The following is a 22,885-nucleotide window of genomic DNA, read 5'->3' as shown; positions in this document are numbered from 1 at the left end:
GGTGCCTGGTGGGGCACCCGCCGCCTCTTCGGATCTCTCCGTTGCGGCGACGAGGATTACTCTACAGCATCGTTCGGGGTGGTCGCCCCACCCTTTCGGTCCAGGCGGGCGGGGCGACCGGGGTGCCCGGGGCGGTCAGTTCGCCTCGGCGAACTGCTCGTACACGTGCTTGGGGATGCGTCCGCGGGCCGGCAGCTCCATGCCGCGCGACAGGGCCCAGGCGCGCACCGCGGCCGGGTCCGGGGTGAGCGCGGTGCGGCGGAAGGACTTTCCGGTGCGGCTCTGGCGGCGGCCGGCCGCGACGAACGGAGCGAGGGCCTCCCGCAGCTTTTCCGCGTTGTCCACGGACAGGTCGATCTCGTACGACTTCCCGTCGACGCCGAAGTGGACGGTTTCCGCCGCGGCGCCGCCGTCCAGGTCGTCGGAGAGCGTGACAACTACACGCTGAGCCATGGGTGTCAATCCTCTCGGGCAATTCGGCCGCCGGTCCGCGGGGTGCGTCCGGGGGCCTGATGTGCACCACTCGCGCAAGCGCATACGGGCAGGCCTGGTGGCCCGCCGGATACGCAGCACTTGCCGCGACAGGTGGCCCTATTCTGCACCCGAAGGGGGTCGAAATCGAAGAGTCCGGCATTCTTTTCCGGATATTCACGTGTCTTCGCCGGAGTGCCGGATACCGGAGTGCGGGACGGGTCGATCTGTCCCGGAGTGCCGTATTCGGGTGTTCTTCGGGTGTTCTCGTTCCGGGGGCCGAATCCGTGGAAACCGCGCGGCCCGGCCGGGGGTTCACGGGCGTGGATCCCTTGCCGCGTAAGGGTCTCGGGTCTACGCGCGTCGCCTGCCCCGGCCAGCAATCCCGCCCGAAACCCCCGGTAGTCTGGAGTTCCCCCGCCTCACCGAAGACACCACCGGGAGTGCCAGTGGCACGCGTCGTAGTCGACGTCATGCTCAAGCCGGAGATCCTCGACCCCCAGGGCCAGGCGGTGCAGCGTGCACTGCCCCGTCTCGGATTCACCGGGATCGCCGACGTCCGCCAGGGCAAGCGTTTCGAGCTGGAAGTGGAGGGCCCGGTCGACGACGCCGCGCTCGCCCGTATCCGCGAAGCCGCCGAGACCTTTCTCGCCAACACCGTGATCGAGGACTTCACCGTCCGCGTCGAGGAGGCGGCGAAGTGACCACCCGCGTTGGCGTCGTCACTTTCCCCGGCTCCCTCGACGACCGTGACGCCCAGCGCGCGGTCCGCCTGGCCGGCGCCGAGCCGGTCGCGCTCTGGCACCGTGACAAGGATCTCCACCAGGTCGACGCCGTCGTCCTGCCGGGCGGATTCAGTTACGGCGACTATCTGCGCTGCGGCGCGATCTCCCGCTTCTCGCCCGTGATGGACACCGTCATCGAGCAGGCGAAGCTGGGAATGCCGGTCCTCGGTATCTGCAACGGCTTCCAGGTGCTCTGCGAATCGCACCTGCTGCCCGGCGCGCTCACCCGCAACGACTCGCTGCACTTCGTCTGCCGCGACCAGAAGCTGCGCATCGAGAACACCGGTACCGCCTGGACCCGGGATTACTCGGCGGGCCAGGAAATCGTCGTTCCGCTGAAGAACGGCGAGGGCCGGTTCGTCGCCGAGGAGCGCGTCCTGGACCAACTGGAGGCGGAGGGCCGGGTGGTGGCCCGTTACGTGGCCCGCGGCGATGCCGCTGACGGATACGGTAACCCGAACGGTTCGTACCGCGACATCGCCGGCATCACCAACGCCGCCGGCAATGTCGTCGGCCTGATGCCGCACCCGGAGCACGCCGTGGAGCCGCTCACCGGTCCGACCGTCGAGGGCCTGGGCTTCTTCACTTCCGTCCTGAAGCAGCTGGTGAACGCCTGATGAGCCTCGACACCGTCAAGAACGCCGAGCAGACCCCGGACGTCGCCCAGCCCTGGGCCGAACTCGGCCTCAAGGAGGACGAGTACACGCGCATCCGCGAGATTCTCGGCCGCCGCCCGACCGGCGCCGAACTCGCGATGTACTCGGTCATGTGGTCGGAGCACTGTTCGTACAAGAGCAGCAAGGTCCACCTGAAGCAGTTCGGCGACAAGAAGCCCGACTCGGACGCGATGCTCGTCGGCATCGGCGAGAACGCCGGTGTGGTCGACGTCGGCCAGGGCTACGCCGTGACCTTCAAGGTCGAGTCGCACAACCACCCGTCGTACATCGAGCCCTACCAGGGCGCGGCCACCGGCATCGGCGGCATCGTGCGCGACATCCTGGCGATGGGCGCCCGCCCGGTCGCCGTGATGGACCCGCTGCGGTTCGGTGCGGCCGACCACCCGGACACCCGGCGCGTGCTGCCCGGGATCGTCGCGGGCATCGGCGGCTACGGCAACTGCCTGGGCCTGCCGAACATCGGCGGCGAGGTCGTCTTCGACTCCTGCTACCAGGGCAACCCGCTGGTCAACGCGCTGTGCGTGGGCGTCATGAAGCACGAGGACATCCACCTCGCGCAGGCCTCCGGCGCCGGCAACAAGGTCATCCTGTACGGAGCCCGCACCGGCGGCGACGGCATCGGCGGCGTCTCCGTGCTCGCCTCCGAGACCTTCGACGACAGCAAGCCGACCAAGCGCCCGGCCGTCCAGGTCGGCGACCCGTTCCAGGAGAAGCTCCTGATCGAGTGCACCCTGGAGATCTTCCGGGAGAAGCTCGTCAAGGGCATCCAGGACCTGGGCGGCGCCGGCCTGTCCTGTGCGACCTCGGAGCTGGCGAGCGCCGGCTCCGGCGGCATGCGGGTCGAGCTGGACACCGTGCCGCTGCGCGACAACACGCTCTCGCCCGAGGAGATCCTCATGAGCGAGTCGCAGGAGCGCATGTGCGCCATCGTCGAGCCCAGCAAGGTCGACCGCTTCCTGGAGATCTGCGAGAAGTGGGACGTCATCGCCACCGTCATCGGTGAGGTGACCGACGGCGAGCGCCTGGAGATCTTCTGGCACGGCGAACTCGTCGTCGACGTGCCGCCGCGCACCGTCGCCCACGAGGGCCCGACCTACCAGCGCCCGTACGCCCGCCCGAGCTGGCAGGACGCGCTGCAGGCCGACGCCCCCACCGGCGAGCGGCTGGCCCGCCCGACCACCGGCGAGGGCCTCAAGGCCGACCTGCTGAAGGTCGCCGGCTCCCCGAACCAGGCCTCCAAGTCCTGGATCACCGACCAGTACGACCGCTACGTGCTCGGCAACACCGTGCTCTCGGTCGGCGAGGACTCGGGCATGATCCGGATCGACGAGGAGACCAACCTCGGCGTCTCGGTCGCCACCGACGGCAACGGCCGCCACACCAAGCTGGACCCGTACACCGGCGCCCAGCTGGCCCTCGCCGAGGCCTACCGCAACGTCGCGGCCGGCGGCGCCAAGCCGCTCGCGATCTCCGACTGCCTCAACTTCGGCTCCCCCGAGGACCCGGACGTGATGTGGCAGTTCGCCGAGGCCACCCGCGGCCTGGCCGACGCCTGCCTGGTGCTCGGCACCCCGGTCACCGGCGGCAACGTCTCGCTGTACAACCAGACCGGCGAGGTCGCCATCCACCCGACCCCGGTGGTCGCGGTGCTCGGCGTCATCGACGACGTCACCCGGCGCACCCCGGCCGCCTTCGCCGAGGAGGGGCAGCTGCTCTACCTGCTCGGCGACACCGCGGACGAGCTCGGCGGCTCGGCCTGGTCGCAGGTGGTCCACGACCACCTGGGCGGTCTGCCGCCCAAGGTCGACCTGGAGCGCGAGCGGCTGCTCGGCGACATCCTGATCGCCGCCTCGCGCGACGGCATGATCGACGCCGCGCACGACCTCTCCGACGGCGGCCTCGGCCAGGCGCTCGTGGAGAGCTGCCTCAAGGGCGGCCACGGCGCGCGGATCATCGTGCCCGAGGGCGCGGACCCGTTCGTGTTCCTGTTCTCCGAGTCGGCCGGCCGCGCCGTCGTGGCGGTGCCGCGCAGCGAGGAGCTCCGGTTCAACGACATGTGCACCGCGCGCGGCCTGCCGGCCACCCGCATCGGTGTCGTGGACGGCGAATCCCTGGACGTCCAGGGCCAGTTCACCGTCTCGCTGGCCGAGCTGAAGGACGCCCACACCGGCGTCATCGAGGCTCTGCTCGCCTGACCCGCGTGGTTCGAGGGGCGGACGGTCCGATGGGGCCGTCCGCCCTTCGGCGTGTGCGGGGCCGTCCGCACCCCGGTGCATGCGGGGCTGTCCGCACCCCGGCGTATGTTGGGGGCCATGCCCCCCAAGCCCCGTACCTACCAGCCGCAGAAGGTGCGCACCGCGCTCGCGGCGCAGACCGGCGCGCTGCGCGACGCCGTCCGGCAGCTCTGTGAACGCCCGGACGCCGAGCAGTGGTTGGCCCGGCCGACCAGGCTGGGGGAGTGGACGGTCCGCGAGCTGATCGCGCACCTCGCCGTCCAGCTCGACTTCGTCCCCGAGCACCTCGACGATCCGCTGGAGGGGCGGGCGCCGTTGGACCTGCCGGGGTGGGTGGCCGCGGTCGGCACGGTCGCGCCGCTGCTCGACGAGCAGGCCCGGGCGAGGGCCGCCGGCGACTTCGGCGGGGACGCGGCCTCGGTGGCGCAGGCCTTCACCCGGGCGGCGGACGCGCTGACCGGCCTGCTGGACCGGCCCGAAGCCGCCGACCCGGTACGGCGGTTCGAGATCCGGCTCGGCTCGATGACACTCGCCGACATGCTGGTGACCAGGCTGGTGGAGGCCGTCGTGCACGCCGACGACCTGGCCGCCGCGCTCGGCCTCGACGGCTTCCCGCACGACCGCCAGGCCGTCGCCGCCGTCACCCGGCTGCTGGCCGACGCCTTCGCCGACCGCACGCCGGGCGGCGCGGTCGAGCTGCGGATCCCGCCGTACGCCGTCGTGCAGGCCGTCGAGGGCCCCCGGCACACCCGGGGCACCCCGCCGAACGTGGTCGAGACCGACCCGCTGACCTGGATCCGGCTGGCCACCGGCCGGGCCGACTGGGCGGCCGCGGTGGACGCGGCGGCGGTCTCCGCCTCCGGCGAGCGCAGCGACCTGCGGGAGTACCTGCCGGTGCTCGGGTAGCCGCGCTTCAGGGGGCGTCCTACGGCACCGACGGCCCGCTGAGGTAGGTGCCGTTCTCCGAGTACGGCCAGGCGTTCGGCTCGCAGCCCTTGAGCCCGTAGATCTGCTGCATCATCGCGGGCGCCGGCTTGCCCGGGCCGGGGCAGGTCTCGTGCCCGTGGCCTATCCGGTGGCCGACCTCGTGGTTGATGATCAGCGCCCGGTACTCGTCGAGCGGGCCGCTGAACTGCGGTGAACCAGTGTTCCAGCGCTTGGAGTTGACGAGCACCTGGTTGCCGACGTTGCAGTTCACCTCGCCGTGGGTGTCCAGGCCGGAGGCGCCGCAGATCCGGTCCACGGTGGCCGGCGAGGCGATCTTCACGGTGAAGTCGTACCCGCCGCCGGCGACCAGCTGGAAGCCGTTCTTGCGGTCGTTGGTCCAGCCGCGCTTGTCGCCGAGGAAGCCGTGGATCTGGGCGGCGGCGGAGGCGGCGTCGATGCCTATGCCGTCCTCGACCTCCACCCGGTAGCGGCGCACGGTGCCGCGTCCGACCGGCTGGGCGGTGGCGGCGGCGATGCTGAAGGTGCCCGCGCCCTTGGCCGGGCCGGGGTCGGGCGTGGTGGGGGCGGGTGGCGAGGGCGGGGCGGGGGGCTCGCTCGGGGTGTCGGTCGGCGTCGGGGTCGGTGTCGGGCCGGCGGGTGAGGGGGCCTGTTCGGTCGGCGGGGCGATCCGCGCCTGGGCGGTCGGCCCGCCGTCGGGCGCGTCCAAGGAGCGGGTCAGCACGGCCGCTGTACCGCCCAGCACCGCCACCGCCGTGACCAGCGCCGCGAGCATGCCGGGCCCGAGCCGGCGCGGCGGCCGGCGGCGTCGGCGGCCGCGGGCACTGCTGCTCCTGGCGGCGGATCTGGCTGCGGGCATGATCGACACCCTGACATGGCGAACGGGTGAATGTCCACATACCGGGTATGCAGACGCCCGGCGGCCGCCGCCGATCCCGGGACGGCGGTTGACCCTGGCGTCTCGGGTGGCAGACTGCCTGCATGGCGATTCACCGGAATCTTCTCGACGGCCCCGACCCGACCCTTCTCCCGGAGGACGAGCAGCCCTACCGCATGCTGGCGGAGGAATCGGCCTCACCCACCCAGGTGGCCGCCGACTTCCCGACCTTCTGCCTCGCCTGGGCGATGCTCGCCGACGACGCCTACGCGGCCGGCCGCTACGTCGAGTCCTACGCCTACGCCCGCACCGGCTACCACCGCGGCCTGGACGCACTGCGCCGCAACGGCTGGAAGGGCCACGGCCCCGTGCCGTGGGAGCACCGCGGCAACCGCGGCTTCCTGCGCTGCCTGGCCGGGCTCGCACGGGCGGCCGGCGCGATCAAGGACACCGAGGAGGAGGCCCGCTGCTGGCAGTTCCTGAAGGACAGCAGCGCGGAGGCGTACGCGGAGCTGAAGCAGTAGACCCGCACGGCTGCTGAGGCAGCAGACCCACAACACAGGTGCGCCCCCCGGTGAAGTCCACCGGGGGGCGCATCCGCGTTCACACGGTGGCCGGGCTCAGCCCGGCCACCGGGCTCACTTCAGGCGGTTGCCGGCCGAGCGCAGCTGCTGCGCGGCCTCCAGCACGCGGGCGGCCATGCCCGCCTCGGCGAGCTTGCCCCAGGTGCGCGGGTCGTAGGTGTTCTTCTTGCCGACCTCGCCGTCGACCTTCAGCACGCCGTCGTAGTTGCGGAACATGTGGTCCACGACCGGGCGGGTGAAGGCGTACTGGGTGTCGGTGTCCAGGTTCATCTTCACGACGCCGTTCTCCAGCGCGGTGGCGATCTCCGCCGCGGTCGAGCCCGAACCGCCGTGGAAGACGAAGTCGAACGGGTCGGTCTTGCCGTACTGCTTGCCGATCGCGTCCTGCAGCTCGCGCAGCAGCTCCGGCTTCAGCACGACGTTGCCCGGCTTGTAGACGCCGTGCACGTTGCCGAACGAGGCGGCCAGCAGGTAGCGGCCCTTCTCGCCCAGGCCCAGCGCCTCGGCGGTGCGCACGGCGTCGTTGACGGTGGTGTACAGCTCGTCGTTGATCTCGTGCGTGACGCCGTCCTCCTCGCCGCCGGTCGGGGTGATCTCGACCTCAAGGATGATCTTGGCGGCGGCGGCCTGGGCCAGCAGCTCCTGGGCGATCGCCAGGTTGTCGGCGAGGGTCTCGGCCGAGCCGTCCCACATGTGCGACTGGAACAGCGGGTTCTGGCCCTTGGCCACGCGCTCGGCGGAGACCGCCAGCAGCGGGCGGACGTAGCCGTCCAGCTTGTCCTTCGGGCAGTGGTCGGTGTGCAGCGCGACGGTGATGTCGTACTTGGCGGCGACGATGTGCGCGAACTCGGCCAGCGCCACGGCGCCGGTCACCATGTCCTTGTTGTGCTGGCCGCCCAGGAACTCCGCGCCACCGGTCGAGATCTGGATGATGCCGTCGCTCTCGGCCTCGGCGAAACCACGCAGTGCGGCGTGCAGGGTCTGCGACGAGGTGACGTTGATGGCCGGGTAGGCGAACTTGCCCGCCTTGGCCCGGTCCAGCATCTCGTTGTAGACCTCGGGAGTTGCGATGGGCATGCGATCCGCTCCTGTCGGGTTGCGGCGTACGGACGGTGCTGTCCGACGCTGTGTACGCCTTCGGTACGACTCCGTGCCGGCCGCCGACGCGCGGCGCTGCGGTGTGGCTCTCCGGCACCAAGGTTCGAGCGACCTCCGCGGTACGGCAATGAGGGTGGTGTGCCGCTGCGGACCGGACGCCCGTGCCATCCTCCCAGACTCGTGCCCGCAGGTCAGCAGGAGCCCGCCAGTCGGACCGTCGCCGGCGACGACGCGGACGGCCCGCTCCTACGACGTTCGGCGGACACCGGATACACCTGCCGGGCGAAGCCTCCGGACAGAACGGCCAGCTATCCTGCGGCCGTGGACTACAACCAGCTGGCCGTCAACCTTCTCGACGCCAAATCACTGATCTCGTCCGTCGGCGCCATCGGGCTGATCGCGATCATCTTCGCGGAGACCGGCCTGCTGGTCGGCTTCTTCTTCCCGGGTGACTCACTGCTGATCATCGCCGGCGTCGCGGCGTCGAACGCCGCCTCGTCGGTGCTCGGCGACGGCGCCAAGCTGCCGATCGCCGTCCTGCTCGTCGGCGCCCCGGTGGCCGCGGTCGCGGGGGCCCAGCTCGGGCACCTGATCGGGGTCAAGGTCGGGCCGAAGATGTTCGACAAGCCCGAGTCGAAGATCTTCCGCCGCGAGTACGTGATGAAGGCGGAGGAGTACTTCAACAAGTTCGGGCCCGGCAAGGCCGTGGTGCTGGCCCGCTTCATGCCGATCGTCCGGACCTTCCTCAACCCGGTCGCGGGCACCCTGGAGATGCCCGCCCGGACGTTCTTCCTGTGGAACGTCGTCGGCGGTGTGCTCTGGACCGAGTCCATGCTGCTGATCGGCTACTTCTTCGGCGACGCGCTCGCCCCGGTGATCGACAAGTACCTGATCCCGGCGGTGCTGCTGATCGTCCTGCTCTCGATCTCGCCGATCCTGATCGAGGTCCTGCGCGAGCGCAAGAAGCGGAAGGCCGGCGGCGCCGTGGAGAGCACCGAGGCCGACGCCGTGCAGAGCGGCGGCCGCCACCGGCGCGGCTGAGCACCGGGGCTTCGCGCAGTGCACGCGAAGGGGCCGGGTCCCGTCTCACGTTTCACGTGAAACAGGACCCGGCCCCTTCGTACTGTCAGGTCCGGCCGGGCTCAGAGGCCCAGGTCGTCCAGGTCGTAGGCGGTCACGTACGGCAGGCCCTGCGCCTCGACCGCGGCCGCGCCGCCGCGCTCCACGATCACCGCGACGCCGACCACCTCGGCACCCGCCTCGCGCAGCGCCTCGACGGCGGTCAGCACCGAGCCACCGGTGGTGGAGGTGTCCTCGACCGCCAGCACCCGGCGGCCCTTGACCTCCGGGCCCTCGATCCGGCGCTGCAGGCCGTGCGCCTTGCCCGCCTTGCGGACCACGAAGGCGTCCAGCTCACGCCCGCGCGCGGCGGCGGCGTGCAGCATCGCGGCGGCCACCGGGTCGGCGCCCAGGGTCAGACCGCCGACGGCGTCGTACTCCAGGTGCGAGGTCGCGTCCAGCATCACCCGACCGACCAGCGGGGCGGCCTGGCCGTCCAGCGTGATCCGGCGCAGGTCGACGTAGTAGTCGGCCTCCTTGCCGGAGGAAAGGGTGACCTTGCCGTGTACGACGGCCTTGTCCTTGATCTGTGCCAGCAGGGCGTCGCGGTCGTTGCTCATGAGCGTCCAGTCTAGGCCCTCTCCCGCCGGTCAGCGCCGACGCAAGGCCCTGACCAGCACCACGGCGCCACCCAGCAGCGCGACTCCGCCGCCGATCACCCACGGCACCGCGCTGCGGCCGCCCGAACCCGGCACCACGATCCCGCCGGCCTCGCCGCCCCACCGGGACGCCGCCCGGGCCCGGGCACTGCGGGCCGGCAGCGCCGGGGCGTACCGCCCGCGCGGCGGCGCGTGGTCCACCTCCTCGGCCGAGCGGCCGACGATGCTGCGGCGCACCGGGCCGCCGCCCGCCGGCTCCTCCTCGTACTCGAAGAGCGGCTCGGCGGGGAGCTCCTCGGCGACGCCCTCCTCGGGCCCGTCCTCGTCGCCGCCGCCGGTGGGCAGGCCGAAGCGCTCGGCGTCGGCGTCGGAGAAGGCGATCAGGTCGGACAGGTCGTCGTCGAGGTCGTCGCCGGGCTGGTCCTGGTGCTCCTCGATGAACACCACGCTGGCGTCGGTCCCGGCCTCGGCTTCGCTGCCGGCTTCGCTGCCGGTCTCCGGGTCGCCCTCGCCGTCGTTCTCGCTCTCCGGCTCGGGCTCGGCGTCCGGGGAGGCGAGCGCGGTGGCGAACCGGTCCAGCAGGCGGCGCCCGGCGGCGTCGAGGGTCTCCTCGTCGAACTCGGTGAGCCGGCCGGTGGCGCTCAGGTCGCCGGTGAAGCGGACCACCGCGGTGCCGTCCTCGGCGCCGTCCGCGACGCTGACCCGGACGGTGGCGGTCGCCTCGCCGCTGCCGCGGGCCTCCTGGCCCTCGGCGAACACGGTCAGCACGCCCTCGCGTCCCTCGATCAGGGACAGCACGCCCTTGTACGTGATGGTGGAGCCGCCGATGCGCAGCTTCAGCCGGCCGCCGATCTCCTCCGCCGGCCCTGCGCCGACCGCGGCCGGTTCGGTGCTCAGCCCCGGCACGCTACGGGCCAGCAGAGCCGGATCCTGCAAGGCCTGCCGCACCAACTCGGCGGGCATCGGGACGACAACCTCATGCTCCATGTCAGGGAGCCTACCGACCCGACCCCGCCCGGTCCCTACCCACCGCCACCCGACTTCCCCGGGACCACCGGCGTCCCGCCCCGCGCCCCCGGCTCAGCGGGGGCCGAGCAGGGTGAGGGCGGCCGGGGGGTGGGCGGGGCGGAGGGCGGCGAGGCGGGTGGCGGAGCCGCGGAGGGCGTCGGGGGTGAGGGCGCGGGGCGGTGGGGCGTCGGGGGCGAGGGTGAGCGGGGGCCGGGCGGCGGCCGCGAGGAGGAAGGTCTGGGCGGCGCCCGGCGGGTCGGGGCGGCAGCTCGCGGTGGCGCTGCCCTGGACGGCGTACGGGACGGTCTGCAGCCCTGCCGTGCGCAGGCCGGACTCGATCGGCCAGAGGCCGCCCGGGTCGCCGCCGGCCCGGACGGCGACGCGGCCGCCGGGGGAGAGCAGCCGGGTGGCGAGGCCGTAGAACTCCTGGGAGTGGAAGGTGACCGGTCCGCCGTCGGCGGGCGCGGGCAGGTCGGCGAGCACCACGTCGTACGGTCCGCCGGTCGTGGCGCCGCGCAGCCAGGCCATCGGGTCGGCGGCGGTGGCGTGGACGCGGGGGTCGTCGAGGGAGTGGTCGGTGAGGGCGGCGAGCCCGGGGTCGGTGCGGGCGAGCCGGGGGAGTGCGGGGTCGGCGTCGACGAGCCGGACGGAGCGGACGCCGCGGTGCCGGAGCACCTCGCGCAGGGCGAGGCCGTCGCCGCCGCCGAGGAGCAGGACGCGGGCGTCCGGGCCGGCGGCCATCGCCGGGTGGACCAGGGCTTCGTTGCCGCGGTACTCGTCGGGTCCGCAGACGGTGAGACGGCCGTTCAGGTAGAGCCGGAGCGGGCCTTCGGCGGGGCCGGTGAGCACGATCTCCTGGGAGTGGCTGCGGGCGGCGAAGCGGACCTGGGCGCCGTAGAGGGCGTGCCGGGCGGCGCGTTCGATGGCGCCGGAGCCGGCGGCGGCCGCGGCGAGCAGGGCGAGGACGAGCGCGCAGCCGCCCCAGAGCAGGAGCCGTATCCGGGGGGCGGGTTCCTCGCGGAAGAGCCAGAGCACGACGGCGGCTCCGGCGACGGCGTTGACGGCGCCGGTGACGAGGGCGCCGTCGCCGGGCCCGAGGCCGGGGAGGATGAGGAAGGGGAAGGCGAGGCCGCCGATCAGCGCGCCCACGTAGTCGGCGGCGAAGAGGTCGGCGGCGGCGCGGCCGGCGTCCTCGCGCCGGATCCGCTGGATGAGGGTCATCAGGAGCGGGATCTCGGCGCCGATGAGGATGCCGATGAGGCAGGTGAGGCCGACCATGGCGGCCTGGTAGCGGCCGATCCAGGCCCAGCAGGAGTAGAGCGCGAGGACGGAGAGGCCGCCGGTGAGCGCGAGGGCGCATTCGACCAGGGCGAAGGCGGTGGCGGGCTGCCGGGTGAGGCGTTTGGCGAGGAGCGAGCCGAGGCCCATCGCGAACACCATGACGGAGAGCACGACAGAGGTTTGGGTGACCGCGTCCCCGATCAGGTAGTCGCCGAGCGCCACGAGTTCGAGTTCGTAGACGAGTCCGCAGGCCGCACAGACGAACGCGGCGAGCAGGACGGTGAGGCGGGCCAGTCGGGGGTGGGAGCGCAGCCGGGACCGACGGCGGGCGGGCAGGGGGGCGAGGCTCCGCCCGGGCCGGGGTGGGGCGCCGTCGTCGAGGTCCACTCGCGAGCGGGCGGGTGGACCGGCCGGATGGTTGATCACGAACAAACGCTAGGGGACGTTCGGGACGGATAGCTGCGCCCATTCGACGGACAGTGCGGGACGCCGGATTGACGAATCGTTCCTGCGTGCGATTCATGGGCCATGGAGGGATCCGTGACCCTGGTCGGGCGGCCGGCGGTCATGCCCCGGACACCACCAGCGAGGAGCGGGTGCAGACCAGCCGGCCCTCCTGCGGGTAGGCGTGCCAGGTCCGCCAGAGCAGCCGGTCGGCGCCGCCCTGGGTGACCAGCGCGGTGAAGGCGCTCGGGTCGCCCGGGAACACCCCGGCCAGGCCGCGCGGGTGGCCCTCGACCAGGGCCAGCAGTTCCTGGGCGCGGGCCGCGAAGTCGTGCGGGGGCAGCGCCTCGATCCGGGCCGCGAACTCGTACTCCCAGCCGCCGACCTGCTTGGCCACCCGGGCCGGCAGCGGGGTGCGGCGGCCGGGCAGGCAGGCGACGGTCTCCAGGCACTCGCCGGGGCCGGCGGCGATCACCACCTGGTGCGAAGCGCCCAGCAGTCGCAGCTGGAGGGTGCCGGCCGTGGCGGGGTGGCCGCCTCCGTCGAGTCTCAGGTCGCGGACCGCGAGAGCGGGCAGCGGGTCGCCGCCCAGGCACCAGGCCAGGTCACCGGCGCGGGTGTCCGTGTAGGAGGTCTGCAGTGTGGTGAGCATGCTCGGCTCCGCGTTTCAGCTCCGTGCGCGCCCGCCGAGCAGCACCGAGTAGGCCTAGGCGATGGCGAGGCTGTTCGTGGCTGTGCGGCCCTGGGCGCGGCCGACCGTGGAAGGAGGGATTCCGGCTGGAGATTCAGCAGCAGAGAAGCATGAATACGCCGGGTCCGCCGGTGATTTACCCAACTTTGTCAAGCATTCACCGTTTCGAGCACACCTGCTTCCCGGCTCTGATCGACCCGGTGTGCGACTCTGCACAGCGCGCGCCCCTATGGCCGGGTCGTGCGCCGTGCACGCTGGTAGTGCGCCGGGCACGCGCCTCGTGCGCCACCGCCCTGCACGCACCGGGCGGGCAGGGCGGTCGGAGCGTTCCGCCGAGGTTGAGGGAATTGCCTCACAGGCATCATTCAATCGTCAACCAGACGTCAACCAACCATGACTGTCAGGCGAGTTGAGAAGAACTGGGCCCACTCGCCGGGCCATCATTGCTCCCCTCGCGGCCGGGGTCGATTCACGGCCGGGGGTCGATCGGCGCGAGGACCCCGAGCCGGTCCTCGACCGCCTGCGCCGCCTCCAGGCAGAGGTCCTCCCGGAACGCCCGCCCGACGAGCTGCACCCCGGTCGGCAGTCCGTCGGCCAGGCCGGTGGGCACCGCCACCGCGGGCAGCCCCGCGAAGCTGGTCACCTTGCACAGCCGCATCGCCGTGCGGACCAGCTCCCACCCGGCCGCGTCCCGGGACTCGATGCCCGGCTCGACCGGCGGTTCGGTGAACACCGGTCCGAGCAGCAGCGGGTACTCGTCCAGGAATTCGGCCCAGGAGCGGCGGATGCCCAGCCAGCTCCCCATCAGCTCCATGAGTTCGGCGGCCGTCGCGGGCGGGGTGCGGGCCATCGTCAGCTCGATGTAGCGGTCGCCGCCCGGGCCGAGCAGGGAGCGTACGGCGGGCCACTTGGGCGCGAACTCGGTCATGGTGATCCGGTCGCACACCTCCAGGGCCTCGTCGAGCCGCGGGACGTCCGCCACCTCGCGCACGTCGTACCCGGCGTCCCGCAGCGCCGCCGCCGCGCGGTCGACCGCGGCCCGGACGGTCGGGTGGACGCCGTGGCCGCCCGGATCGGCCACCACCGCGACCGTCACCGGCCCGGGCAGCGGCTCGCCGTAGCGCGGCACGGGCAGGGCGCGAGGGTCGCGCGGATCGGGGCCGGCCAGCACCTCGTAGGCCAGCCGCAGGTCGGCGACGCTCCGGGCGAGCGGGCCGTCGGAGACCAGCCACTGGGAGGCCGGCCCCGGGTCCTGCGGCCCGAACGCGCGGTGGTCGGCGGGGAACCGGCCGCTGGACGGGTTCAGCCCGGCGACCCCGCAGAACGAGGCCGGGACGCGGATGGACGCGCCGGAGTCGTTGCCGAGCCCGAGCGCGGCCAGGCCGGTCGCGACGGCCGCGCCGTCGCCGCCGCTGCTCCCGCCCGGGGTGCGGCCGCGGTCCCACGGGTTGGCGGTGTCGCCGTAGAGCTCGCTGCGGGTGTGCATCCCGGCCAGGATCATGGTGGGCATGTTGCTGTGCCCGATCGGTACGGCCCCGGCCGCGCGCAGCCGGGCGACCGGGGGAGCGTCGGCCCGCGCCACCAGGTCGCGGAAGCGCGGCACCCCGAAGGTGGTGGCCACGCCCTCGATGGCGGTGGTCTCCTTCACGGTGAACGGCACGCCCGCCAGCGGGCCGGGGTCCTCGCCCGCGGCCAGGCGCCGGTCGAGCTCCTGGGCCTGTGCCCGGGCGCGCTCCGCCAGGACCTGGGTGACGGCGTTCACCTGCGGGTTCACCGCGCTGATCCGCTCCAGGTGGCTGTCGAGCAGTTCGACGGCCGAGACCTCCTTGCCGCGTACCGCCGCCGCCTGCGCGGTGGCCGTCAGTCGCCACAGGGCGTCCTGCATGACGTACTCCCCTCCTCGTTCCGATGCGCTCGTATCGGTACCGTAGCCTGGGAACCGATACGAGTGCATCGAATAAATCGGAGGGGCGCCCGTGCCCAGACAGGTGGACCACGACGGCCGACGCCGACGGATCGCCGAGGCCGTCTGCCGGCTCGCCGACGAACGCGGCCTGGAAGGGGTGACCCTGCGCGACGTGGCCGACCGCGCGCAGGTGTCGACCGGCGCCGTCCAGCGCTGCTTCCGCACCAAGGACGAGATGCTCCGCTTCGCCCTCGGCCACGTCGGCGAGCAGATCACCGCCCGGGTCCAGGCGTACCCCGCCGACGACCCGGCGCCCTCGCCCGCCGCCGCCCTGGCACACGCGGCCGCCGAGGTGGCGCTGCTCGGCGACGGACAGCGCTCCCAGGCGCGGGTCTGGCTGGCCTTCGTCGCACAGGCCGCCGTCGACGAGCGGCTGGCGGGCCCGCTGAACGCCGACTACGCCGCCCTGGAGGGCCTGTTCGCCCGGCTGATCGCCGAGGCCTCGCCGGCGGCCGGGCCGGACGCCGCCCGGGAGGCGAAGACGTTGCTGGCCCTTGCCGACGGGCTCACCACGCACGTCCTCGTCGGCCGCCTCACCGCACCCGAGGCCCGGGCGATCCTGAACGCCCACCTGTCCGGCCTCGGGCGGCGGCCGGGCGACGGCTCAGAGGCGCTGGAGCCGTGACACCGCTTCCTCCAGCACGGAGTCCTGCTTGCAGAAGGTGAAGCGGACCAGGCTTCGGCCGGCCTCGGTGTTGTCGTAGAAGACGGCGTTCGGGATGGCGACGACGCCGCAGCGCTCCGGCAGGGCGCGGCAGAACTCGATGCCGTCCTTCTCGCCGAGCGGGGTGATGTCGGTGGTGATGAAGTACGTGCCCTCGGGGGTGAACACCCGGAAGCCGGCCGCGGTGAGCCCGTCGACCAGCAGGTCGCGCTTGCGGAGCAGGTCGGCGCGGAAGCCGTCGAAGTAGCTGTCGGGCAGCCGCAGCGCCTCGGCGACGGCGTACTGGAAGGGGCCGGCGCTGACGTAGGTGAGGTACTGCTTGGCCGTGCGGACGGCCGTGACCAGGGCCGGGTTCGCGGTGACCCAGCCGACCTTCCAGCCGGTGAAGGAGAAGGTCTTGCCGGCGGAGGAGATGGAGACGGTGCGCTCGCGCATGCCGGGCAGGGCGGCGATCGGGTGGTGGGTGGCGCCGAAGACGAGGTGCTCGTAGACCTCGTCGGTGACGACCAGCAGGTCGTGTTCGACGGCGAGGGCGGCGATGGCGGCCAGCTCGTCGGCGGTGAGCACGGTGCCGGTCGGGTTGTGCGGGGTGTTGATCAGCAGCAGGCGGGTGCGCGGGGTGATCAGGGTGCGCAGTTCGTCCAGGTCGGGGCGGAAGTCCGGGGCGCGCAGGGTGAGCGGGCGGCGGGTGGCGCCGGCCATGGCGATGCAGGCGGCGTAGGAGTCGTAGAAGGGTTCGAGGGCGATCACCTCGTCACCGGGCTCCAGCAGGGCGAGCAGGGTGGCGGCGATGGCCTCGGTGGCGCCGGCGGTGACCAGCACCTCGGTGTCCGGGTCGTAGGAGAGGCCGTGGAAGCGCTGCTGGTGCTCGGCGATCGCGGCGCGCAGCTCGGGGATGCCGGGGCCGGGCGGGTACTGGTTGCCGCGGCCGTTCAGCACGGCGTCGGCAGCGGCCCGGGCCACCGAAGCCGGGCCGTCGGTGTCGGGGAAGCCCTGGCCGAGGTTGATCGAGCCGGTGGCCGTGGCCAGGGCCGACATCTCGGCGAAGATGGTCGTCCCCATACCGGCCAGTCGGCGGTTCAGCAGCGGCCTGTTGCCCATCGGTGGCTCCTCACGCGTCGTCGTCGGCCCCATCCTGGGTCAGCCGGGGGCCGGGGACAAGGACGGCCCGACCACCTGGGGCCAAGTGGTCGGGCCGTGCGCTCGCGGGGCGGGCAGGGTCACGCCTCGTTGGTGCCCTCGGGGGTCTCGCCGTCCTCGCCCTCGATCTCGTTCTGCAGGCCGAGGCGCTCGACGATCCACTGCTCGAAGCCGACGGCGGCCTGGGTCCAGTTGGCGGTGGTGGTGACGAAGTAGTCCAGGTTGACGCCGGTGCCGACGATCATCTGGGCCTCGCCGATCAGGCGGACCACGCCGTCCTCGTGGGTGTGGGTGTAGACCTTGGGCCAGAGGGTCTCGCGGTTCCACTCGTCGATGAGGTCGAGGATCTCGCCCTTCTTCTCCAGCGGGTACGCGCGGTCGTAGAAGGCGCGCACCGCGAAGAGCTCCTTCTGCTCGCCGCGGAACATGTAGTAGACGCGGAAGCCCTCCCAGGGGGCGGTGAGGTCGCCCTCCTCGTCCACGACGTGCTTGAGCTGCATCTGGTCCAGCAGCTGGGTCACCAGGCCCTGGTCCGGGACGATGATCGGCGGCGGGCCGGCCGGCCGCCCCTGGTCGCCGGGCTGGCCGCCGCCCTGGGGCGCGCCGAACGACGGGATGGACGACGGGTCGATGCTCATGGGGTCCTCTTCCTCAGTGCACGTGGTGGCCGGCAATGAGAGGCCGCCCTTTCCACTTCCCATCCTGCCTCATCCGGGGCCTGCCTCACAGGGGCACCCGGCCACGCGTCGATCTTCGTCCGGGGCGCTCCGACGCCCGCCGCAAGCGGTGATGGTGACGGAGCGTGTCCGGCTGGAAGGGTGCCGTGGCCGGGGCGCCGGCGGGGCGCGGCGGGGTGCGACCGCGGCCGAGTGGGTCGTCAACTGTGCTGTGCCGCAAGGGTGTTGACCGGGCCGCCCGCATGACAGTGCGGGCGGCCCGGTCTGGTGGTGCTACTTCTCCAGCAGTCCGCGGCTGCGGACGGTGAGGCGGTCGCCCTCCTCGTCCCGCTCGACCAGGACGGTGTCCCCGTCGTGCACCTGGCCGGACAGGATGGCCCGGGCCAACTGGTCGCCGATCGCGGACTGGACCAGCCGGCGCAGCGGGCGGGCGCCGTACGCCGGGTCGTAGCCGGTGAGGGCCAGCCAGTCGCGGGCGGCCTCGGAGACGTCCAGGGTGAGCCGCCGCTCGCGCAGCCGGTCGCCGAGGCGGGCCACCTGGAGGTCGACGATCCGGCTCAGCTCGGCGGTGCCCAGCGGGTCGAAGACCACGATGTCGTCCAGCCGGTTGAGGAACTCGGGCTTGAACGCGGCCCGGACGGAGTCCAGCACCAGGGCCTTCTTCCGGTCCTCCGGGGTGGCCGGGTCGACCAGGTACTGACTGCCCAGGTTGGAGGTGAGGATCAGGATCGCGTTGCGGAAGTCCACCGTGCGGCCCTGGCCGTCGGTGAGCCGGCCGTCGTCCAGCACCTGGAGCAGGACGTCGAAGACCTCCGGGTGGGCCTTCTCCACCTCGTCCAGCAGCACCACGCTGTACGGGCGGCGGCGCACCGCCTCGGTGAGCTGGCCGCCCTCCTCGTAGCCGATGTACCCGGGCGGGGCGCCGACCAGGCGGGAGACGGAGTGCTTCTCGCCGTACTCGCTCATGTCGATCCGGACCATGGCCCGCTCGTCGTCGAAGAGGAAGTCGGCCAGGGCCTTGGCGAGTTCGGTCTTGCCGACGCCGGTCGGGCCGAGGAAGAGGAACGAGCCGGTCGGGCGGTCCGGGTCGGCGATGCCGGAACGGGTGCGGCGCACCGCGTCCGAGACCGCTCGCACGGCCTCCGCCTGGCCGATCAGGCGCTCGCCCAACTCCTCCTCCATGCGCAGGAGTTTGGCGCTCTCGCCCTCCAGCAGGCGGCCGGCCGGGATGCCCGTCCAGGAGGCGACCACGTCGGCCACGTCGTCCGGGCCGACCTCCTCCTTCACCATCGAGGCGGAGGCGTCCTGGTCCGCCGCCCGCTCCTGGGCTTCGGTGAGCTCCGTCTCGGCGGCCGGGATCTCCGCGTACATCAGCTTCGACGCCCGCTCGAAGTCCCCGTCGCGCTGGGCCCGTTCGAGCGCGCCGTGCAGGTCGTCCAGCCGCTCCTTGAGCTCGCCGACCCGGTTGAGGCTCTTCTTCTCCTGCTCCCAGCGCGCGGTCAGGGCGCTCAACTGCTCGTTCTTGTCGGCGAGATCGCGCCGCAGCCGGGCCAGCCGGTCGATCGAGGCGGCGTCCGACTCCTTCTCCAGGGCCAGCTCCTCCATCCTCAACCGGTCGACGGAGCGCTGGAGTTCGTCGATCTCGACCGGGGAGGAGTCGATCTCCATCCGCAGCCGGGAGGCCGCCTCGTCGACCAGGTCGATCGCCTTGTCGGGCAGGAAGCGGGAGGTGATGTAGCGGTTGGACAGGGTGGCCGCGGCGACCAGCGCGGCGTCCGCGATCTGCACCTTGTGGTGTGCCTCGTAGCGGCCCTTGAGACCGCGCAGGATGGCGATCGAGTCCTCCACGCTGGGCTCGCCGACCAGCACCTGCTGGAAGCGGCGCTCCAGGGCCGGGTCCTTCTCGATCCGCTCGCGGTACTCGTCCAGCGTGGTGGCGCCGACCATCCGCAGCTCGCCGCGGGCCAGCATCGGCTTGAGCATGTTGCCGGCGTCCATCGCGGAGTCGCCGCCGGCGCCCGCGCCGACCATGGTGTGCAGCTCGTCGATGAAGGTGACGACCTGGCCGTCGCTCTGCTTGATGTCGTTCAGGACGGCCTTCAGCCGCTCCTCGAACTCGCCGCGGTACTTGGCGCCCGCGACCATCGCGCTGAGGTCCAGCGAGACCAGCCGCTTGCCGCGCAGCGACTCCGGCACGTCGCCGGCGACGATGCGCTGGGCCAGGCCCTCGACCACCGCGGTCTTGCCGACGCCCGGCTCGCCGATCAGCACCGGGTTGTTCTTGGTCCGGCGGGAGAGCACCTGGACGACCCGGCGGATCTCCTGGTCCCGGCCGATCACCGGGTCGAGCTTGCCGTCCCGGGCGGCCTGGGTCAGGTCGGTGCCGTACTTCTCCAGTGCCTTGTAGGTGCCCTCAGGGTCCGGAGAGGTGACCCGGCCGCTGCCGCGCACGTCCTTGAACGCGGCGAGCAGGCCCTTCGCCGTCGCGCCCTGCTGCGCCAGCAGTTCGGCGACCGGCCCGCCCTCGGCGGCCAGGCCGACCATCAGGTGCTCGGTGGAGACGTACTGGTCGTCCAGGTCGTCGGCGCGCTTGCCGGCCTCGGTGAGCACCGCGAGGGTGTCCCGGGCGAGCTGCGGCGCGGCGACCGTCGAGCCCATCGCGCTGGGCAGGGCGGTCAGCTGGCGGCGGGCCTCGGCGTCGATCCGGGTGACGTCCGCCCCGACGGCCTCCAGCAGCGGCCGGGCGATGCCCTCGGGCTGCTCCAGCAGGGCGATCAGGATGTGCACCGGCTTGACGTCCGGGTTCCCGGCCGCGCCCGCCTGCCGGATCGCGGCGGACAGGGCGTCCTGCGTCTTGGTGGTGAACTTGCTGGCGTCCACTGCTGGGGGGTCCTCCCTCGTCGTCCTTCAATGCTGCTACTTACAGCATGCACTAAGTTGAGTCTATTCCGCTCAAGTTTTTACGCCCGTTCCGCGCGTTCCGTGCGTTCCACCCGCTGCGCGCGGGGCACCTGGCGGGTCAGCCCCAGCAGCTCCCGGGCCGGCCCGCTCGGCCGCTGCCCGGCCGGCCACACCGCGCGCAGCGGCCGCCGCAGGTCCAGCCCCTCGGCCAGCGGGACGGCCACCAGCCGCCGGACGGCCAACTCCTCCATCACCGCCAGCTCGCTCAGGCAGACCGGCCCGGCCCCGGTCATCGCCGCCGCCTTCAGCGCGGTGGACGAGGCCAGCTCCAGCCGGGGCCGCACCGCGCCCCCGTACGGCGCCAGCGCCATCTCCAGCACCTCCCGGGTGCCCGAGCCCGATTCGCGCAGCACCAGCGGGGTGGCGGCCAGCTCCGGCCCGGTCAGCGGCGTCCGGCGGCACGCCCACGGGTGGCCGGGCGCCACCACGACCACCAGCCGGTCCGCCGCCACCACGGCGCCGGCCAGCCCGGGCGGGGTGGACGGGCCCTCGACGAAGCCGAGGTCGGCGTCCCCGGCCAGCACGTGCCCGGCGACCTCCGCCGAGTTCGCCGTCCGCAGCGTCACCGCCGTGCCCGGACTGGCCTCGGCCAGGGCCAGCAGCCAGCCCGGCATCAGGTACTCGGCGACGGTCAGGCTGGCCACCACCCGCAGCTTGGCGTCCCGCCGCTCGCGCAGCGCGTCGATCCCGGCGTCCAGCGCCTGCGCCGCCTCCACCACGTGCCCGGCCCACTCGACCACCAGCCGCCCCGCCGCGGTCGGCCGACTGCCCCGGGGGGAGCGCTCCAGCAGCGGGACGCCGATCTGCCGCTCCATGCCCTTGATCCGGGCGCTGGCGGTCGGCTGGCTCACGCCCAGTTCGGCCGCGGCCCGCCCGACGCTGCCCAGCCGGGCCACCGCGAGCAGCAGTTCCAGGGCGCCGAGCTCGGGGACGCGGGGGGAGAGGGCCATAGGTCCAGGCTATGTCCTCATAGAGCCCGCGGCGCTACCGGAGCCCGGCCCGGGGCGGCACGGTGGAACCATGTCCACCTTGGCCGATGCCCGCCCGCTCACCCGCCCCTCCCGTTCCTCGCTGCGTGCCCGCCTCGACCTCGCCCAGCTCGGCCCCAACTGGTACGCCGCCGTCATGGGCACCGCGATCCTGGGCAACGGCGCGGCCGTCCTGCCGCTGCGGCTGCCCGGGCTGATCGGCTTCGGCGAGGTGATGTGGGCGCTCGGACTCGCCGCCCTGCTGGTGCTGGGCGCGGCCCGGCTGGTCCACCTCACCCGGCACCGCGAGGCCGCCCGCACCCAGCTGCTGGACAACCCGGCCACCGCCGTCTTCTACGGCTGCCCGCCGATGGCCCTGCTCTCGGTCGGCCTCGGCACCCTGCTGCTCGGCTCCCGGGTGATCGGCACCGGCCCCGCGGTCGCCGTCGACGCCGTGCTGTGGGGCGTCGGCACCCTGTACGCGCTGGCCGTCGCCGGCGGCATCCCGTACCTGATGATCACCCGGCACCCGGTCTCCGCCCTGGAGGCCAACCCGACCTGGCTGCTGCCGGTGGTCGCCCCGCTGGTCGCCTCCGCCACCGGCCCGGCCCTCATCCCGCACCTGCCGGCCGGGCTGGCGCAGCAGACCATGCTGTACGCCTGCTGGGCCCTCTTCGGGATCGGCCTGCTGGCCACCCTGGTGCTGCTGCCCGTGGTCTTCACCGGGCTGTTCCACAGCAAGCTGCCCACCCTGGTGCTCACCCCCTCGCTGTTCCTGGTGCTCGGCCCGCTCGGCCAGTCCGTCACCGCCGTCCACCAACTCGCCGACGCCGCCCGCCCGGTGCTGCCCGCGCTGGCCCCCGCCATGCTCCCCTTCGCCGAGCTGTACGGCGTCGCGGTGCTCGGCGTCGCGATGCTCTGGCTGGCCGTCGCGCTCACCGCCAACCTGCGCGCCCGCCGGGCCGGCATGCCGTTCGCGATGACCTGGTGGGCGTACACCTTCCCGATCGGCACCTGCGTCACCGGCGCCTCCGCGCTCGCCCGGCACACCGGGTTCGGCGGCTTCACCGCGATCGCCACCGGGCTCTACCTGCTGCTGGCCACCGCCTGGGTGCTCGCCGCCGGCGGGACCGCCGCCGGGCTCGCCCGCGGACGGCTGCTGGCGCGTGCCTGACGATTCCCGCCGCACGCCGCCGTTGCAGGAACCCGCACCCGCTGCCCGACCGCGCGCGGCCGACCGACCGTACGGGCGGGTGCCCCCCGCGAGCCCCGCTGGCCTCGGCCTTTACCGGAACCCGTCCCGCCGCTCGACCCCGCCCGCCCCACCCGCCGTGCAGATAGCTGCAATTGCGCGAACCTGCACTCGGGCGACACTTGTTCACCGGCCGTCACACTGTGAGGGTGGAGTCACGCCAGGCCGACCGGGCACCGCAGCCCGATGGTGGCGACTTGCTCTTCGAAACTGACCACGGGTGCAACGTCCCGCACGCGTGAAACGGGGGGGAAGAGCGCCGGTCGGGGCGCCATGTGTGGTGATGGCCCCCGGAACCGGAGCCGTCGAGGCGTTGCTGCTCCGCCTCGACGGAAGCGCCTGGGCATGGGCGTAGCGACGGTGGCCCCCGGGCCCCCCGGAGTGCGACGGCACCCGGACCCCGGAGGCCGCCGTCAGCCCGGTACCGTGACCGCCGAGCCCCGC

General features: G+C 73.1%; 20 protein-coding genes. 8 read left to right on the top strand and 12 right to left on the bottom strand.

Features of this window, described 5'->3' with window-relative positions; genetic code table 11:
- Nucleotides 1–135 precede the first annotated feature (135 nt).
- A complete protein-coding gene (locus ACFVHI_RS14825; RefSeq protein WP_063348519.1) occupies nucleotides 136–453 on the bottom strand; it encodes an Lsr2 family protein in 318 nt (105 codons plus the stop codon).
- A 467-nt stretch (nucleotides 454–920) separates the two neighbouring features.
- Between ACFVHI_RS14825 and purS the strand changes: the two genes are divergently transcribed.
- From purS to ACFVHI_RS14805, 4 genes are all read left to right on the top strand, one after another.
- Nucleotides 921–1,175, top strand: a complete 255-nt coding sequence (gene purS, locus ACFVHI_RS14820) for a phosphoribosylformylglycinamidine synthase subunit PurS (RefSeq protein WP_045692676.1) — start codon at nucleotides 921–923, stop codon at nucleotides 1,173–1,175.
- The gene (gene purQ / locus ACFVHI_RS14815) at nucleotides 1,172–1,873 is read left to right on the top strand and encodes a phosphoribosylformylglycinamidine synthase subunit PurQ (protein WP_350876623.1); all 702 of its coding nucleotides are present in this window, start codon (nucleotides 1,172–1,174) and stop codon (nucleotides 1,871–1,873) included. The genes purS and purQ overlap by 4 nt, the downstream gene beginning before the upstream one ends.
- Nucleotides 1,873–4,128 carry a phosphoribosylformylglycinamidine synthase subunit PurL gene (gene purL / locus ACFVHI_RS14810; RefSeq protein ID WP_380339107.1) on the top strand — a complete coding sequence of 752 codons (2,256 nt, stop codon included), beginning with the start codon at nucleotides 1,873–1,875 and terminating at the stop codon, nucleotides 4,126–4,128. The genes purQ and purL overlap by 1 nt, the downstream gene beginning before the upstream one ends.
- A gap of 117 nt (nucleotides 4,129–4,245) precedes the next feature.
- A complete protein-coding gene (locus tag ACFVHI_RS14805; RefSeq protein ID WP_380339104.1) occupies nucleotides 4,246–5,073 on the top strand; it encodes a sterol carrier family protein in 828 nt (275 codons plus the stop codon).
- A 19-nt stretch (nucleotides 5,074–5,092) separates the two neighbouring features.
- On the opposite strand, the gene ACFVHI_RS14800 is transcribed toward ACFVHI_RS14805, so the two are convergent.
- Entirely contained in the window at nucleotides 5,093–5,971 is an 879-nt protein-coding gene (locus tag ACFVHI_RS14800; protein ID WP_063348523.1) for a DUF3152 domain-containing protein, read from the bottom strand.
- 122 nt (nucleotides 5,972–6,093) lie between these two features.
- On the opposite strand from ACFVHI_RS14800, the gene ACFVHI_RS14795 reads away from it, so the two are divergent.
- Nucleotides 6,094–6,513, top strand: coding sequence for a DUF3151 domain-containing protein (locus ACFVHI_RS14795; RefSeq protein ID WP_063348524.1), 420 nt, complete (start codon nucleotides 6,094–6,096; stop codon nucleotides 6,511–6,513).
- 114 nt (nucleotides 6,514–6,627) lie between these two features.
- Here the strand turns inward: ACFVHI_RS14795 and fbaA are convergent, their stop codons facing one another.
- Complete coding sequence (gene fbaA / locus ACFVHI_RS14790; RefSeq protein WP_063348525.1) at nucleotides 6,628–7,650, bottom strand: class II fructose-bisphosphate aldolase; 1,023 nt, start codon at nucleotides 7,648–7,650, stop codon at nucleotides 6,628–6,630.
- 342 nt (nucleotides 7,651–7,992) lie between these two features.
- On the opposite strand from fbaA, the gene ACFVHI_RS14785 reads away from it, so the two are divergent.
- Nucleotides 7,993–8,712 (top strand): DedA family protein, encoded by a 720-nt coding sequence (locus tag ACFVHI_RS14785; RefSeq protein ID WP_079135742.1) that lies wholly within the window; start codon nucleotides 7,993–7,995, stop codon nucleotides 8,710–8,712.
- A 101-nt stretch (nucleotides 8,713–8,813) separates the two neighbouring features.
- Here ACFVHI_RS14785 and pyrE read toward each other — a convergent pair whose 3' ends face one another.
- The 5 genes from pyrE to ACFVHI_RS14760 all read right to left on the bottom strand — a co-directional run bounded on the left by pyrE (nucleotide 8,814) and on the right by ACFVHI_RS14760 (nucleotide 14,698).
- Nucleotides 8,814–9,350: an orotate phosphoribosyltransferase gene (pyrE, locus tag ACFVHI_RS14780; RefSeq protein ID WP_063348526.1), complete on the bottom strand. Its 537-nt coding sequence runs from the start codon at nucleotides 9,348–9,350 to the stop codon at nucleotides 8,814–8,816.
- 30 nt (nucleotides 9,351–9,380) lie between these two features.
- On the bottom strand, nucleotides 9,381–10,376 hold the full coding sequence (locus ACFVHI_RS14775; RefSeq protein WP_380339099.1) for an SRPBCC family protein: 996 nt from the start codon (nucleotides 10,374–10,376) through the stop codon (nucleotides 9,381–9,383).
- A gap of 93 nt (nucleotides 10,377–10,469) precedes the next feature.
- Nucleotides 10,470–12,104 carry a polyamine aminopropyltransferase gene (locus ACFVHI_RS14770; RefSeq protein ID WP_380339096.1) on the bottom strand — a complete coding sequence of 545 codons (1,635 nt, stop codon included), beginning with the start codon at nucleotides 12,102–12,104 and terminating at the stop codon, nucleotides 10,470–10,472.
- Between the two features lie 139 nt (nucleotides 12,105–12,243).
- A complete protein-coding gene (locus tag ACFVHI_RS14765; protein WP_063348528.1) occupies nucleotides 12,244–12,774 on the bottom strand; it encodes a DUF2617 family protein in 531 nt (176 codons plus the stop codon).
- Nucleotides 12,775–13,282: 508 nt separating this feature from the next.
- Nucleotides 13,283–14,698: an amidase gene (locus tag ACFVHI_RS14760; protein WP_380339093.1), complete on the bottom strand. Its 1,416-nt coding sequence runs from the start codon at nucleotides 14,696–14,698 to the stop codon at nucleotides 13,283–13,285.
- Nucleotides 14,699–14,789: 91 nt separating this feature from the next.
- Between ACFVHI_RS14760 and ACFVHI_RS14755 the strand changes: the two genes are divergently transcribed.
- Nucleotides 14,790–15,404 carry a TetR/AcrR family transcriptional regulator gene (locus ACFVHI_RS14755; RefSeq protein ID WP_063348530.1) on the top strand — a complete coding sequence of 205 codons (615 nt, stop codon included), beginning with the start codon at nucleotides 14,790–14,792 and terminating at the stop codon, nucleotides 15,402–15,404.
- Here ACFVHI_RS14755 and ACFVHI_RS14750 read toward each other — a convergent pair.
- The 4 genes from ACFVHI_RS14750 to ACFVHI_RS14735 all read right to left on the bottom strand — a co-directional run bounded on the left by ACFVHI_RS14750 (nucleotide 15,384) and on the right by ACFVHI_RS14735 (nucleotide 21,171).
- On the bottom strand, nucleotides 15,384–16,544 hold the full coding sequence (locus ACFVHI_RS14750) for a pyridoxal phosphate-dependent aminotransferase (protein ID WP_063348531.1): 1,161 nt from the start codon (nucleotides 16,542–16,544) through the stop codon (nucleotides 15,384–15,386). The genes ACFVHI_RS14755 and ACFVHI_RS14750 overlap by 21 nt on opposite strands.
- A 119-nt stretch (nucleotides 16,545–16,663) precedes the next feature.
- Nucleotides 16,664–17,221 carry a YbjN domain-containing protein gene (locus ACFVHI_RS14745; protein WP_063348532.1) on the bottom strand — a complete coding sequence of 186 codons (558 nt, stop codon included), beginning with the start codon at nucleotides 17,219–17,221 and terminating at the stop codon, nucleotides 16,664–16,666.
- Between the two features lie 312 nt (nucleotides 17,222–17,533).
- A complete protein-coding gene (clpB, locus tag ACFVHI_RS14740) occupies nucleotides 17,534–20,140 on the bottom strand; it encodes an ATP-dependent chaperone ClpB (RefSeq protein WP_063348533.1) in 2,607 nt (868 codons plus the stop codon).
- Nucleotides 20,141–20,220: 80 nt separating this feature from the next.
- Entirely contained in the window at nucleotides 20,221–21,171 is a 951-nt protein-coding gene (locus ACFVHI_RS14735) for a LysR family transcriptional regulator (protein WP_063348534.1), read from the bottom strand.
- Between the two features lie 70 nt (nucleotides 21,172–21,241).
- Between ACFVHI_RS14735 and ACFVHI_RS14730 the strand changes: the two genes are divergently transcribed.
- On the top strand, nucleotides 21,242–22,363 hold the full coding sequence (locus ACFVHI_RS14730) for a TDT family transporter (protein ID WP_063348535.1): 1,122 nt from the start codon (nucleotides 21,242–21,244) through the stop codon (nucleotides 22,361–22,363).
- Nucleotides 22,364–22,885: the final 522 nt, after the last annotated feature.

This window comes from Kitasatospora sp. NPDC127121 (assembly GCF_042677305.1).
Taxonomy (GTDB): domain Bacteria; phylum Actinomycetota; class Actinomycetes; order Streptomycetales; family Streptomycetaceae; genus Kitasatospora.
The sequence above is the reverse complement of the archived record's forward strand: the minus strand, read 5'-3'. Positions and strand labels throughout refer to the sequence as shown.